Source organism: Nocardia asteroides (assembly GCA_019930625.1).
In the GTDB taxonomy this organism is placed as follows: domain Bacteria; phylum Actinomycetota; class Actinomycetes; order Mycobacteriales; family Mycobacteriaceae; genus Nocardia; species Nocardia sputi.
The window spans coordinates 1143729-1156980 of the sequence record CP082844.1; the positions used below are offsets into that span (position 1 = coordinate 1143729).

Here is a 13252-nt window from a genome sequence, read left to right on the forward strand (position 1 = left end):
ACGCGGCACACCGTGCAGCGCGAGGAGCACAAGTGTCACTCGATCAGCCACTCGCCCCGCTTCCCCAGGAGGGCATGGGCTTTGCTTCGGCGTGGCCCGTCCGGGCTGGCGATGTGGATCCCTACGACCGGTTGCGGTTCGATGCCGTCGCCCGCTACCTGCAAGATATCGCCTGGGAAAACCTGCATAAGACCTTCTTCCACCGAACCGACCCGAACTGGATCGTCCGCCGGACGGTCATCGATGTCATCCGGCCGATCCTGTGGCCCGACGAGGTGCGGCTGCTGCGCTGGTGCTCGGCGATGTCGACCCGGTGGACGAATATGCGCGTCCGGATCACCAGCGGAAACGGCGGCCTGATCGAGACCGAGGGTTTCTGGATCAATATCAGCGAGTCCACCGGCATGCCCGCGCGAATCAGCGACGAGGGCCTCGCCTATCTCGCGCGCACTTCCAGCGAACACCGCCTGCGGTGGCGGCCGTACCTGACCGACGCCACGCCGCCGGAGTCGGACACCGACCTGCCGTTCCCCGTGCGCGCCACCGATATCGACCAGTACAACCACGTCAACAACGCTTGTTACTGGCAGGCGGTGGAACAGTTCCTCGTCGAATATCCCAAGCTGCTCGCGGGCCCGCACCGCGCGGTGATCGAATACGTGGCGCCGGTGCTGGCACGCCAGCACGTGAGCGTGCGCAGCCGGTACGAGCCCGGTGACCGGACCGGGCAGCCGGTGCTACGGCTGTGGTTCGTGGTCGGCGGAACCACCACGACGGTGGTCCGCATCATGCCGCTGCCCGGCTCCCCCGCCACTGCGAATTTCTAGGCTCGCCCGCCTCTGGCGAGTCTTCGGGCCGTACTGGTGGGCGTCGTCAGACGGCGGCCCGGCCGGATCTCGGACGATCCGACCGGACGTCCGATCGTCAGCCGCGCGCGGCTTTGAGCAGGTCTTCGCGGGTGGTGAACTTGACCCGGGGGCGGCCTGCGGGCTTGCCCGCGGACTTCTCCGCCTGGTCGATCGCTCGCCAGCCCGCCCGGTCCACCAGATCGGCCTGGCGTTCGGCCAGCAGCGCCCGCAACGCGGCGCGGTCGGCTTGCGGCGGCGCCAGTTTGCCGGCGGTGAAGTCGGCGAGCAGCAACTCCACCGTCTCCTCGGAGTCGATCCGGTTCGAACCGATGACCCCGCGTGGCCCCCGCTTGATCCACCCGCTGACATACACTCCGGTCAGCGGCATACCGTCGTCGCCGACGACCCGGCCGTGCTCGTTCGGCACGACGCCGCGCCGCTCGTCGAACGGCAGCTCGCCGACCCGCTCGCCGCGGTAGCCGATGGACCGCAGCACCAGCGATGCGTCGATGCTCTCGGTGCGTCCGGTCGCCCGCGCGACGAGCTGACCGCCCTCCTCGAACAGTTCGTTGTGCGCGATCTCGACCGACTCGACCCGCTCGGCGCCGGTGAGCGCGACGGGCGAGGTCAGGTAACGGAACACGATCCGCTTGTTCCCCTCCGCCCTGCGACCGCCGGCGTACTCCTTGGCCAGGGTGTACTTCAACGCCAGCGACGGCTCGATCTCCGGGTCGTCCACGATCGCCTGGCTGGCATGGTCCAGCGCCAGGTCGTCCTCGTCCACGACGACGTCGACGCCCGTCAGATGCGCGAGCGCGAGGAACTCCGGCGAGGTGTAGGCCGCCTGGAGCGGGCCGCGCCTGCCGAGCACGACGACTTCGCGAATATTGCTCTGGCGCAGTGCGTCCAGCGCGTGATCGGCGATGTCGGTCTTGGCGAGTTCGTCCGGGTCGACGGTCAGCACGCGCGCCACGTCCAGCGCGACGTTGCCGTTGCCGACGATCACGGCCCGTTCGCCGGACAGATCGAAGGTCCGGTCGGCGAAGTCGGGGTGGCCGTTGTACCAAGCGACGAACTCGGTGGCGGAATGGCTGCCCGGCAGATCCTCCCCCGGGATGCCCATTCTGCGGTCGCTCGAAGCGCCGACCGCGTAGATCACGGCATGATGGTGGCGCAGCAGTTCCTCGTGTGAGATGTGCGTGCCAACTTCGACGTTGAGGTAGTACTGCAGCGTGTCGCGGCGGAAGGCGGACTCGAACATGCTCGAGACCGTCTTGGTGCCGGGGTGGTCGGGAGCCACGCCCGCCCGGACCAGGCCCCACGGCGTCGGCAGCCGGTCGAACATCTCGATCTCCACGTCGGCCCTGCGCAGCAGCTCGTCGGCCGCGTAGCAGGCCGCGGGCCCCGCGCCGACGATCGCGACGCGCAGGGTGCCCAGCTCCTTCGGCGGACGCGAGGGCGTGACGATCGGATCGAAGTTCGATTCCAGTGGATGCCGTTGGAAGTAGGCGGCATTGATGTCGCGGAATCGCGCCAGCGAAGCGGTCAGGTCGTCCTCGGAGAAGATGGCCTCCACCGGGCACGCGTCGACACAGGCTCCGCAGTCGATACAGGTGTCGGGGTCGATGTAGAGCATCTCGGTCGTCGCGAACTCCGGCTGGTCCGGGGTGGGACGGATGCAGTCGACCGGGCACTCGGAGACGCAGCTGGCGTCGTTGCAACAACGCTGCGTGATTACGTAGGCCATATTGTGCTGATCCTCGAAGAAGTACGTGGGCCGTGGCCACCCATGGGGTTGTGGTGGACAGATGAGCGGCGTCCGTCACGTCCACCGCGAGGGTCGCCCGCAGCCGCCCGTGATGTGATGCCGCTTTCAGTTTGCCTCGAGTGTGGTCGAGACCTCTCGCCCGGAGGCCTTACCGTATCTCCATGGCGCGGACTCTGATCCTCATGCGGCACGGCAAATCGGCGTATCCGGAGGGCGTCGACGACCACGAGCGACCGCTCGCGCCGCGCGGCGTGCGCGAAGCCGGGCTGGCGGGTCGATGGTTGCGTGAGACCCAGCCGCCGATCGACGCCGTGCGCTGTTCCACCGCCGTCAGGACCAGACAGACGTTGGCCGCAACGGGTGTCACCGCGCCGGTCGTCTTCGAAGCCGGGATCTACGAGGCCACGCCGGAGACTCTGATCGAGCTGGTCCGGCTCGGCGACGACGACGTGGCGACGCTGCTGGTGATCGGGCACGCTCCCGGCATGCCGTGGACGGCTTGGGAATTGGCGAGCAATCGCGACGCGCCGCCCGCCGTCGAACTCAGCCGCAAGTTCCCGACCTCGGCGCTCGCCGTGCTGCGCTTCGACCGCCCTTGGACGGGTGTCGACCCGGGAACCGGGGAACTGGCGCATTTCCACATTCCGCGCTGACCACGCGGTACAGAACGCGCGGTCAGCGCAGAAATTTGCCGCCGACCACGACGACCGCACCGAGGACGAGCAGTAGCGCGAACGCGGCCAGACCACCGAACAACCACCACACCACACCGAGCGCGACGGCGAACGGCGCGATCGCGACGGCGGCGATCACGGGGCTTTCCTTGACCGTCGCCCAGGCTGAACGAGCCCTGATCCGGTCTATGTCCTTTCCAGGCATGTTCCCAGCGTAGGCCGGAATCCGGGACTTTGTCGGCGCAGGGTGGAATGCTCGGCGGATGGATTGGAAAATCGAGCTCGTCGCCATCCCGGTAACCGATGTCGACCGCGCCAAGGACTTCTACACCAAGATCGGTTTCCAGGCCGATCACGACCACAGGGTCGATGAGAACATGCGCTTCGTGCAGCTGACCCCACCCGGCTCCGGTTGTTCCATCTGCCTCGGCGAGGGCATCACCGAGGCAGCGCCCGGCAGCGTGCAGGGCATGCAGATGGTGGTCTCCAGCGCCGAGGACGCCTACCAGCAGCTGATCGCCGCCGGTGTGGACGCCACTCCGGTCCAGGACCTCGGCTGGGGCCTGTTCACCTTCTTCGCCGATCCGGACGGCAACAAATGGGCGGTCCAGCAGCTGCCCACCTACGACAGCTGACGGACGATCCCTCCGCCCCGAATCCCCGACCGCGCAGCGCTGGGGTGCCGGGGCTGGAAAACCGACACACCTCTTGCTTGGAGTGCACTCCAGGTGACTAGCGTCGTCGTTGTTCAACGGGAAGGGCGAGTGCAGTGAGCGAGCGTCGGCGAGTGGACCGGGAACACAGCGCGTCGTCGCGCACGACGGAGCCGAGCGACGGCGAGGTGCGGTCGTGAGCGAGACGGCATCGCACACGAGTGTGAGCGAGGACAGGGAACAGCCGCGGTATTCGATCGGCGAGGTGTCCGAGCGCTCGGGGCTGAGCCGGGACACGCTGCGCTGGTACGAGCGGATCGGGCTGATGGACTACATCGGCCGGGACCACACCGGCAAGCGGCGGTTCAGCGACCGGGATCTGGAGTGGCTGGCGCTGATAGGGCGGCTGCGCACGACCGGCATGTCGGTGGCGGACATGGTGCGCTACGCCGAGCTGGTACGGGCCGGAGACGTCACGCTCCCGCAGCGGCTGGAGATGTTCCGGGACACCCGCGCCGAAGTGCTCGCCAAGATCGATGAACTTCGTCAGACCCTGGCCGTGCTGGACTACAAGATCACCCTGTACGAGGGCAAACTCGAGCACGTCCCGCAGGCCACGGTCACCGCGCACGACAGCGAAGGGATCACGCTATGACGACGGCCGACAGGCTTCCCACCACTACGCTGGGCCCCGGCGGCATCCCGGTGGGGACGCAGGGCCTGGGTTGCATGGGCATGAGCGAGTTCTACGGACCCAGCGATCTCACCGAGTCCCGAGCGACCCTGGATCGCGCGCTGGAGCTGGGTGTCACGCTGTTCGATACCGCCGATGTGTACGGCTTCGGCCACAACGAGGAATTCCTGAGCGATTTCGTGAACGCCGAGCGCGACCGGGTCGTGCTCGCCACCAAGTTCGGCATCGTCCGCAAGCCCGAGGATCCGTCCTACCGGGGCTTCGACAACTCCCCCGCCTACATCCGCGGCGCGGTGGAGGCCAGCCTGCGCAGGCTCGGCATCGACACCATCGATCTGTATTACATGCATCGCAAGGATCCCGGCGTGCCGATCGAGGACACCGTCGGGGCGATGGCGGAATTGGTGCGGGCGGGCAAGGTACGGGCCCTGGGTCTGTCCGAGGTGACCGGAGCCGAACTGCGTGCGGCGCACGCCGTGCATCCGATCGCCGCCGTGCAGTCGGAGTGGTCGCTGTTCTCCCGGGACGTGGAGCGCACGGTGGTGCCCGCGGCCGCGGAGCTGGGCGTGGCGTTCGTGCCGTACTCACCGCTGGGTCGCGGTTTGCTCACCGGATCGTTCACCGGTTCCACCGACGCGCGGGATTTCCGGTCCTCCATGCCCCGCTTCTCCGGCGAGAACGCGGCACGCAACGCCGAGCTGCTCGGCCCGCTGCGGGATATCGCCGAAGCCCGCGGCATCACGTTGGCGCAGGTGGCGCTGGCGTGGGTGCACGCGCAGGCGAAGGTGCGCGATCTCGCGGTGGTCCCGATCCCCGGCACCCGCAGCCGGACCAGGCTCGCGGCGAACGTCGCGGCCGCGACCATCGCGCTGACCCCCGACGAGCTGGCGACGCTGGAGCCGATCGCGAGCCGCGTGGCCGGGAACCGGTACGCGGACATGTCGTTCACCTCGGCAGGCCGGGAATAGCACTCGAGATAGGAGACGCCCATGTCGACGTTGACGCTCAACGTCCGCTTCACCGCCAAGCCCGGTCGCGGAGCTGAACTGAAGGATCTGCTGCAGGGGGTGATCGAACCGACGCTGGCGGAGGAAGGCTGCCTCGGTTACGAGCTCTACCTGCATCCCACCGACCCGAGCCGGATGGTGCTGCTGGAGGAGTGGACCGACGCGGACGCCCTGGCGGCGCACTTCCAGACGCCGCACCTGAAGGCTCTGGCCGCCGCGTTGCAGGACGTCCTGGTCGAACCGTTCCAACTGCGGCGGTTCGCCGAGATCACCTGAGGGTGCGGCGGCGGCCGGGTACGGTGTGCGCCGACCGCCGCCGGAGCGCGGGCCGCGAGCGGCGACACGAGCCGCTGGGGGTGATCCGGCACGAACCGCTCACCGGACCGAAGTCCGCTTCTTCACCGGCCCGGTCGGCGCCGTTCACCGGCGAGGACTAACATCCCACGAATATGAAGCCCGATGAGCCCCGCGATCGCGTCTGGATCGACAAGCAGACGCCGGCCGCGTTCCGCGCGCTCAACAGCGTCGCGAGCCAGGTCAGGGCCGCCGGGGCGGCGGTGGGGCTGGACCGCCGGATCATCGAACTGATCAATCTGCGCGTCTCCCAGCTCAACGGCTGCGCGTATTGCCTCGACGTGCACTACCGGGCCGCGCTGGCCGCCGGGGCCACCGAGCAGGAGATCGCGGTGCTGCCCGGCTGGCGGCGCGGGGGCACGTACACCCCGTTCGAGCAGGCCGTGCTCGCGATCGCGGAAGTCACGGCGACGCTTCCGGACGAGAACGTCATCGAGCGTGCGTACGCTTCCGCCCGCCGGTATCTGACGGATGATCAGCTGTCCGTCGTCATCTGGGTGGCCACCACCATCGGCGCGTTCAACCGGGTCTCGATTCTCAGCGGGCATCCGGTACGCGCACGGAAGGAGAAGGGAACCATGAGCGAATCGGCTTCGGAGTCCAAGGTCGTCCGCAACGACGAACGGCACCGCTACGAGGTATTCCACGGCGAAGAGCTGGCGGGCTTCGCCGACTACGAGGAACGCGGCGACGAGACGGTGTTCACGCACACCGAGATCGACGGCGCGTTCTCCGGCAAAGGGCTCGGCTCCGTCCTGGCGAAGAACGCCATCGAAGACGTCGTCGAGCGCGAGCGCGTGATCCGGCCGCTGTGCCCGTTCATCAAGGCGTACCTGGACAAGCACCCGCAGTACGACGCGCACGTGATCGGCAAAGGCGTCACCCGGTGAGCGACCTGGACCCACGCCCGGCCGAGACGCTCTGCGAACCCGCGCCGGGGCCCGGTCCGGTCGCGGAGCGTTATCCGGCCCGGGAGGTGCCGCTCGGCGGCGTGCGCGGCGTCTTCGTCGAACGCGTGCTGCCGCAGCGCGACCTGCCGACCGTCGGCGCGTGGTGCTTCCTGGACCGCTTCGGCTCACCGACGGTCACCAACACCGGTGCGCCGCCGGACATCGATCCGCACCCGCACATCGGCCTGCAAACGGTGACCTGGCCGTTCGAGGGACGCATCCGGCATCGCGACTCGGTCGGCTCGGACGTGGAGATCGAACCCGGTCAGCTGAACCTGATGACCTCAGGGCGCGGTATCGCCCATTCCGAATACGCCGTGCCGGGCGCGCACGCCGGGCACGGTTTGCAGCTGTGGATCGCCCTGCCGGGTGACCGCACCGGCATCGCCCCGCACTTCGAGCAGCACCGGGAACTGCCGGTCGTCGAGGCGCCCGGCCTCCGGGCGATCGTGCTGATCGGCTCGCTGGCCGGGGCGACCTCGCCCGCGATCGCCTACACACCGATCGTCGGCGCCGACGTGCGGCTCGAGCCGGGATCCGATGTGACTTTGCCGCTGAACCCTCGTTTCGAGCACGCGGTGCTGGCCATCGAGGGCGATGTCACGGTCGCGGACGCCGAACTCTCGCCGGGGCCGCTGCTGTATCTCGGCACCGAGCGCGACGAACTCCGGCTGCGCAGTGCCGGTGGCGCCCACTTCGCGTTGATCGGCGGCGAGCCGTTCGGCGAGGAGCTGGTGATGTGGTGGAACTTCGTCGGCCGCAGTCACGAGGACATCGTCGGCGCCCGGGCCGATTGGGAAAATCACGACGTCACCCGATTCGCCGACATCGCCGGGCATACGCCGCGGCAGCGCATACCCGCACCGCCGCTGCCCGGACTGCATCTGAAGCCGCGCAAGCGCCGGATCGGCCCGGCCCGGGGCTGATCGCGCACGATGCGATCAGCCCGCTCACCGAGGCAGCGAGCGCGTTTCGGCCTAGCCGCGCGCGAGCAGGGCGTCCAGCGCGCGGTAGCTCTCGTTGAGCCCGGTCTCCATGCCGGACTGCAGCATCCCGTCGCGCTCCTGCGGCGTGTGGAACTGACTGTCGGTGACCACCTTGGTGCGGCCGTCGCCGAGATCGACGAAGTTGACGCTGTCGATCGCCACGTGGGCGGGCATGCCGTCCCATTCGAAGGAATACACGATGCGCTCCTGCGGGGTGACCTCGCGGAAACGGCCCTCGAAGCCATCGGTTCCCTCGTCGGAGTGCTCGACGAAGCGCCAGTGCCCGCCCGGACGGAACTCCCAGCGCTCGATGTCCAGCCGGTTGCCGCGCCCCCACCACTGGGAGAGCAGTTCGATCCGGCTGTAGGCCTCCCACACGCGTTCACGCGGGGCGTCGAAGATCCGCTCGATGTGGATCGTGCGGTCGGTGTCGGTCGTGACGACGGCGTCGTTCGTGGTTGTGCTCATCGGTCCTGCTCCGTTCGCTCGAGGAATTCGCCGAGACGGTCCAGTCGCGCTTCCACCATCCGCCGGTAGCCCTGCATCCAAGCCACTTCGCGGTCGAAGACGTTCTCACCGAGGCGGCAGTACCGCACCCGGCCGCGTTTCTCCGTGACCACCATGCCCGCGGCCTCCAGCAGGTGGATGTGCTTCTTGACGCCGGTGAGCGTCATCTCGAAGCGCTCCGCCAACTCGCTCACGGTCGCGGGCCCACGGCCGAGGCGTTCCAGGATCCCACGCCGGGTGGGATCCGCGAGCGCCCCGAAGGAGGCATCCAGAAAGTCATACTGAACCATCTAGTTCAGTGTTGCTCCTGCCGGCGCGGACGTCAAGAGGGAATGCGCGCTTTTCCGCACAGCCGGAAACGGCGCCTCGAATGCCCGGTCATCGGCGACCCGGCCGGGCAGCGCGAAAAACTCTGTGACTCAACCCCTTCTGATCGGGTCCACCGAGCGGTATCTTTTCGGACGAACCGGACACGGGGGCGGCACATGGAAAGAGCACGATGAAGATCTCTCGCTTCACCGCGACGACAATGGCCGCGCTGGCGGCCACCGCGATCACCACGAGCGCCGCGCACGCGCAGCCCGCGCCCGACGACGCGCCACTCGACCTGCACGGATCGTTCCATCAGATCGCCTACGAGGTCGCCGCCACCGAGGACCGGCGCGCAGCCGTGGCGACCATCCAGGACGGCACGTTCGCCTCGGTTCACGACGGCCGGATCGTGACGGTCTCCGACCGCGACGGCGAGGTGGTGGCCGCGCTGCCGATGACGCTGCGCATCGGCGAGCACCGCGTGGCCCTGCGCCCCGTGCTCGAGGACGCGGGCCGCCGGCTCACCGTCGCACCGATCGCGATGGCCGAAACACCGGTGCGCGACGTCGCCGCCCAGGAGCGCTTCTACGCCGAGGCCGAGAAGGCCATGCCGAGCATCCTCGCGGGCGCGGGCATCGGCGCCGCCATCGGTTTCGTCGTCGGATTCCCGCTCGGGCTGTTCGTGTTGGACTTCATCACCGTGCCCGCCGCCGCGGTCGCGGGCGCCGCGATCGGCGCGCTGGCCGGATATGTCGTCGGCGGCGGGCAGCCCGCGGTCGACGCGGCGCTCGAATACGTGACCGCCCCCTAGTGGGGCTGGTCGGCGGACGCCAGCCGCTGGGTGCCGATCACCCGCAGCAGGTCCAGCTTCTCGGCCGCGTCCGTCCAGGGTGAGAACCTGAACCGGAATCTCGAACTGGTCCGCGCGCTGGACGAGATCGCGGCGCGCAAGGACGCCTCGGTGGCGCAACTGGCCATCGCCTGGGTGCTGACTCGTGGAGCGGACATCGTGCCGGTCATCGGCACGCGCCGACGCCGGCGCTGGGCGGAAGCCGTGAACGCTCTCGATATCTCGCTCACCGAGGAGGAGCTGTCCACAATCGAGGCGGCGGTCCCCGCCGACCGGGTCGCGGGCGAACGCTACGCCACCGCGCAGATGGCGATGCTCGACAGCGAGCGGTGAGGTCGGCCGGAGCGCGGATGCCCCAGCCGCGCTCCGGAGGAGCGGAGGCCGGTCCGGCGGATCGCACCGACGATTCGGACCGGCCCCTCGCTGTGTCCCGAGTCCGAAGACCCGACACCAGGTGCGCCTAGGCAACGGTGCGATTCGAATGCCACAGGCTAGAGCTGCGCTAGTGCGAGCAGGTACCCGCCAGGCGATCAGGCCCTGCGGGGACGGAGCACGGCGGTGAATAACGCTGTGGCCACGGTCTTTCCGGTGTCGTCGGTGATGTCTACCGGCACGTCGAGTTCCAGCGGCACTTGGGCCTCGATGTCCGCTCGCATCTTCGCGAGGGTCTCCGCGGAGAACGCGGAAGTAGCGCGGAACGGTCCCGCATCCCCCTTCGCACGGGCTTTGTACTCGATCCGCCCGTCCTTGGCGACGATGAACGTATCCCCCATCAGGTCCACGATCCCCGACACCGAAGCCCCCATGGCGGCGGTCTCCGCCATCCCGAACAACACCGCGGCATGCAGATCTCCGTTGTGGTTCAGATGCTCCGCTCGCGGCACCATCGACACCACATTCCGCCCCGCCGCGAACTCTTCCCACTCGACCCCCGCGTACTGGATGAACCCCAGCTTCCGGAAGCCCGCCACCACCAGATCCCCCACCGCCGCGCCGTCCACCGCCACCTCCCGGACCCAGAAACTGCAACCTGTTCTAATTTTCTACTCGGTGCCGCGTCAGTTGTCCACTGGAATACAGTCGCCGACGAAGTCGGACTCTCCACCCGCTGATCGCTAGGTAATGTGTTCGCTGCACAAGGAGGGGAGTCTCGAACCATGGATGGTGTCAGCGCGCGTGCGCTCGAAATCAAGCAGATCAACGAGCAACTCGCGGCAGTGCGCGGCTCGGCCCGGTCCGCGGACGGCAGCGTCTTCGTCGAAACCGACGTCAACGGCCGCATCACCGATCTCTACCTCGCCGATTACGCGATGGAGAACGGCCCCGATCGTCTGGCCGCGCTGATCACCGATCGTCATCGCACAGCGTTGGACAACGCCAACGCGGAAGCGAGGCGAATCTTCGAAGCGCCCCGCAACACTCCCGCGCGTGAGGAGCCGACCCTGGAGTGGATCCCGACCCACCTCAGGCGGGACGACATCCAGCGGGGGAACGAGTGGCGCGAGCCATCCGACTGGGAACGAGGGCGTTGATGTTCGAAGTCGATCCTGCCAGGATGCGTGACCTGGCAAAGGATGTGCGCACGAACGCAGACGCGCTGGCGGCCAAGGCGCCGATCGCGCTGGACAGCCGCAGGCAGGTGCGACCGAAGATGAAGAACTCCAACCTCGCCACCAAGATCGAAGAAGTCCTGCAGGCGATGGACGCGGTGGTCGGTTACCACGCTGGTCGGTTGCGCGATTGCTGTGATGAAATCGAGCGGCAGGCATCCGCCTACGAGAGCGTCGACAACCATCGCGCCGCGGATTTGAACGGGCAGGGGCGATGAGCGTCGAGCTGCTGACCATCACAGAAGTGCTCTCCTGGAATCTTCAAGCCGCCAAGGAAACTGCGGCAAAGGTGCTTTCCGCAGCCCAGAGCATCGATCAGGAGGCCACCGCTGCGGAGGGCAAGATCGGCCGCTCCCAGGACTACTTCGACAGCGCGGCGGGAGACGCAGCGCGCGTACGCGGTCGTAAGGATCGCGACGAAACCTTCGGCACCGCAGACGTGCTCGAGGAGATGGGCACGATGATCCGCGCGCTAAGCGATGACATCGAGGCCAATATCAGAACTATTCGAGAGAAGATGGAGGAAGTCGAGGATTCCCGCTGGAACCTGTTCGTACAGGAAGACGGCGAGGTGTTGTCCCATGACTCCAACTGGGAGACTTCCAATAAGTACTTTCCGTTCGGCGGTCCCGCCGTCGCCGCGAAGGAGTTGGCGATCACCCTCCTGAGCAGTGCCATACAGGGCGCGCTGCGCAATATTCAGCGTGACGATCAAGAGGGCGCTGAGAAATTCGTCCGGCTGATCGAAAAGCTGCCCGACGCGGTAAAGCAGGGCGTCGCTCTGGTGCCGGCGGATCCCGAACTCGCCAAGATACTCACCGACTATCAAACGGATGTGTCGAAAGGCGCACCCCAGCTGTGGCCGCTCGGACTGGAACTCGAAATAATGCGCCAGTTCAAACCCGATTTCAATCCGTCCCTGATGACGTCCGAAGAGATCGACGCGATGAAGAAGCTGTTCTTCAGCGGCCCTACGGGCCCAGCGGCCGTCTTCGAGCACGCGGAGCTCACGCAAGACGCGAAAGATACTGCGGAACAGGTCTTCCCGGCTTCAGTTGACGATGGCAAAGGCGATGCCTTCCGGCACGCGTATTGGAACGCGTTGATGACTCAGAAGTACGGCGAAGACTGGACGAAAGAGTTCGCCACAGCACACGAGAAGAGCGGTGGTAACACACCGCAGCGTGAGGCTATGGACCTGTACAACAACGAACTCGGCCGCAAAGTCGCCCTCGCCCATCCCGACGCCTCCCCGGAGGAGATGAAGGAGCTGATCCGTAACGAGATCAACAACGGCAACGCGATCGTCATCGAGAACAAAGAACTAGACGGCACCACCACCAAGCCTGCACAGATCACGTGGAGTAACGCCGTCAGTGAAGCTCAGACCGGTCCGCCGCCAGGCGTCGGAGTCCCGCTACCAGGAAAGAAGTGACAGCCGATGATCACAGCGCGGCGAATGATATCGGTTCTGTTGGCTATTGCGGCCATGTCGGCCAGCGCGGGTTGCGGATTTCTCCTTCGATCGAACGAACCCGAATCCGAATCACAATGCGCGAACGTCTTCAGTATGGCCTCGAGCGCGGAACCACTGGGTTCCACGAGCGGATTCACCCGCGCCGCGATGAACGCCGCGACAGGCACCGAACCCGTCTCGCTGGCTGATATCGCACGCGCCGCAGGGTGGAACGACGGCTGGGACCGAATGGTCGACGTGCCGGAGGAGATCACCGCAGAAGAACTCAACCGGAGAGCCAACACCCCGGCCAACTGCTGGAAGAGTCTTCCCCGACCATTCAACAGCGACGGAGAAGGCCCACCCCACGGCTACTACCTGTTCCTCCTGGGTGACAAACCCGTGCAGACGGTGAACTGGTACTACGGCAACGATCAGGCGTTCGATCTCCGGGGCCAAGACGCGATCTACCCGACTACCATCCTGACTCCCCGGGCAGGTCAACTCCGTCCGAGCCCCTGATCCGTCACTTGCGCCCCTGACCTCGGTTCGACAAATCGCAAATCACTTCGGCCCAGCCTCG

At 67.2% G+C, this 13252-nt stretch carries 19 protein-coding genes; 14 read left to right on the plus strand and 5 right to left on the minus strand.

Annotated features, from left to right (window positions below; translation table 11 throughout):
• Positions 1-32: 32 nt before the first annotated feature.
• Positions 33-827 (plus strand): hypothetical protein, encoded by a 795-nt coding sequence (locus K8O92_05190; GenBank protein ID UAK33373.1) that lies wholly within the window; start codon positions 33-35, stop codon positions 825-827.
• 97 nt (positions 828-924) lie between these two features.
• Here K8O92_05190 and K8O92_05195 read toward each other — a convergent pair whose 3' ends face one another.
• The gene (locus tag K8O92_05195; protein ID UAK33374.1) at positions 925-2595 is read right to left on the minus strand and encodes an FAD-dependent oxidoreductase; all 1671 of its coding nucleotides are present in this window, start codon (positions 2593-2595) and stop codon (positions 925-927) included.
• Between the two features lie 182 nt (positions 2596-2777).
• Here K8O92_05195 and K8O92_05200 point away from each other — a divergent pair, with 182 nt between their 5' ends.
• Complete coding sequence (locus tag K8O92_05200) at positions 2778-3269, plus strand: histidine phosphatase family protein (GenBank protein UAK33375.1); 492 nt, start codon at positions 2778-2780, stop codon at positions 3267-3269.
• Between the two features lie 22 nt (positions 3270-3291).
• On the opposite strand, the gene K8O92_05205 is transcribed toward K8O92_05200, so the two are convergent.
• Positions 3292-3495, minus strand: a complete 204-nt coding sequence (locus tag K8O92_05205; GenBank protein UAK33376.1) for a hypothetical protein — start codon at positions 3493-3495, stop codon at positions 3292-3294.
• 58 nt (positions 3496-3553) lie between these two features.
• Between K8O92_05205 and K8O92_05210 the strand changes: the two genes are divergently transcribed.
• The 6 genes from K8O92_05210 (at position 3554) to K8O92_05235 (ending at position 7874) form a co-directional block, all read left to right on the plus strand.
• Complete coding sequence (locus K8O92_05210) at positions 3554-3925, plus strand: VOC family protein (GenBank protein ID UAK33377.1); 372 nt, start codon at positions 3554-3556, stop codon at positions 3923-3925.
• A 214-nt stretch (positions 3926-4139) separates the two neighbouring features.
• Positions 4140-4598 carry a MerR family transcriptional regulator gene (locus K8O92_05215; protein ID UAK33378.1) on the plus strand — a complete coding sequence of 153 codons (459 nt, stop codon included), beginning with the start codon at positions 4140-4142 and terminating at the stop codon, positions 4596-4598.
• Positions 4595-5605, plus strand: coding sequence for an aldo/keto reductase (locus K8O92_05220; protein UAK33379.1), 1011 nt, complete (start codon positions 4595-4597; stop codon positions 5603-5605). The genes K8O92_05215 and K8O92_05220 overlap by 4 nt, the downstream gene beginning before the upstream one ends.
• A gap of 21 nt (positions 5606-5626) precedes the next feature.
• Positions 5627-5920, plus strand: a complete 294-nt coding sequence (locus K8O92_05225) for an antibiotic biosynthesis monooxygenase (GenBank protein UAK33380.1) — start codon at positions 5627-5629, stop codon at positions 5918-5920.
• 173 nt (positions 5921-6093) lie between these two features.
• A complete protein-coding gene (locus tag K8O92_05230) occupies positions 6094-6888 on the plus strand; it encodes an N-acetyltransferase (protein UAK33381.1) in 795 nt (264 codons plus the stop codon).
• The gene (locus K8O92_05235) at positions 6885-7874 is read left to right on the plus strand and encodes a pirin family protein (protein ID UAK33382.1); all 990 of its coding nucleotides are present in this window, start codon (positions 6885-6887) and stop codon (positions 7872-7874) included. Before K8O92_05230 ends, K8O92_05235 begins: the two co-directional genes overlap by 4 nt.
• Positions 7875-7925: 51 nt before the next feature.
• On the opposite strand, the gene K8O92_05240 is transcribed toward K8O92_05235, so the two are convergent.
• Together K8O92_05240 and K8O92_05245 are read right to left on the minus strand one after the other, a co-directional pair.
• A complete protein-coding gene (locus tag K8O92_05240; GenBank protein UAK33383.1) occupies positions 7926-8402 on the minus strand; it encodes an SRPBCC family protein in 477 nt (158 codons plus the stop codon).
• Positions 8399-8731, minus strand: coding sequence for a metalloregulator ArsR/SmtB family transcription factor (locus K8O92_05245; GenBank protein UAK33384.1), 333 nt, complete (start codon positions 8729-8731; stop codon positions 8399-8401). Before K8O92_05245 ends, K8O92_05240 begins: the two co-directional genes overlap by 4 nt.
• Before the next feature lie 209 nt (positions 8732-8940).
• Between K8O92_05245 and K8O92_05250 the strand changes: the two genes are divergently transcribed.
• Together K8O92_05250 and K8O92_05255 are read left to right on the plus strand one after the other, a co-directional pair.
• On the plus strand, positions 8941-9564 hold the full coding sequence (locus K8O92_05250; GenBank protein ID UAK33385.1) for a hypothetical protein: 624 nt from the start codon (positions 8941-8943) through the stop codon (positions 9562-9564).
• Between the two features lie 30 nt (positions 9565-9594).
• Positions 9595-9936, plus strand: coding sequence for an aldo/keto reductase (locus tag K8O92_05255; protein ID UAK33386.1), 342 nt, complete (start codon positions 9595-9597; stop codon positions 9934-9936).
• A gap of 197 nt (positions 9937-10133) precedes the next feature.
• Here the strand turns inward: K8O92_05255 and K8O92_05260 are convergent, their stop codons facing one another.
• Positions 10134-10604, minus strand: coding sequence for a DUF4442 domain-containing protein (locus K8O92_05260; protein UAK35447.1), 471 nt, complete (start codon positions 10602-10604; stop codon positions 10134-10136).
• Positions 10605-10760: 156 nt separating this feature from the next.
• Between K8O92_05260 and K8O92_05265 the strand changes: the two genes are divergently transcribed.
• From K8O92_05265 to K8O92_05280, 4 genes are all read left to right on the plus strand, one after another.
• Complete coding sequence (locus tag K8O92_05265) at positions 10761-11135, plus strand: YbaB/EbfC family nucleoid-associated protein (GenBank protein ID UAK33387.1); 375 nt, start codon at positions 10761-10763, stop codon at positions 11133-11135.
• Between the two features lie 23 nt (positions 11136-11158).
• A complete protein-coding gene (locus K8O92_05270; GenBank protein UAK33388.1) occupies positions 11159-11431 on the plus strand; it encodes a hypothetical protein in 273 nt (90 codons plus the stop codon).
• Positions 11428-12648 carry a wnt family protein gene (locus tag K8O92_05275; protein ID UAK33389.1) on the plus strand — a complete coding sequence of 407 codons (1221 nt, stop codon included), beginning with the start codon at positions 11428-11430 and terminating at the stop codon, positions 12646-12648. Before K8O92_05270 ends, K8O92_05275 begins: the two co-directional genes overlap by 4 nt.
• 135 nt (positions 12649-12783) lie before the next feature.
• Positions 12784-13191, plus strand: a complete 408-nt coding sequence (locus tag K8O92_05280) for a hypothetical protein (protein ID UAK33390.1) — start codon at positions 12784-12786, stop codon at positions 13189-13191.
• The last annotated feature ends 61 nt before the right edge of the window (positions 13192-13252 follow it).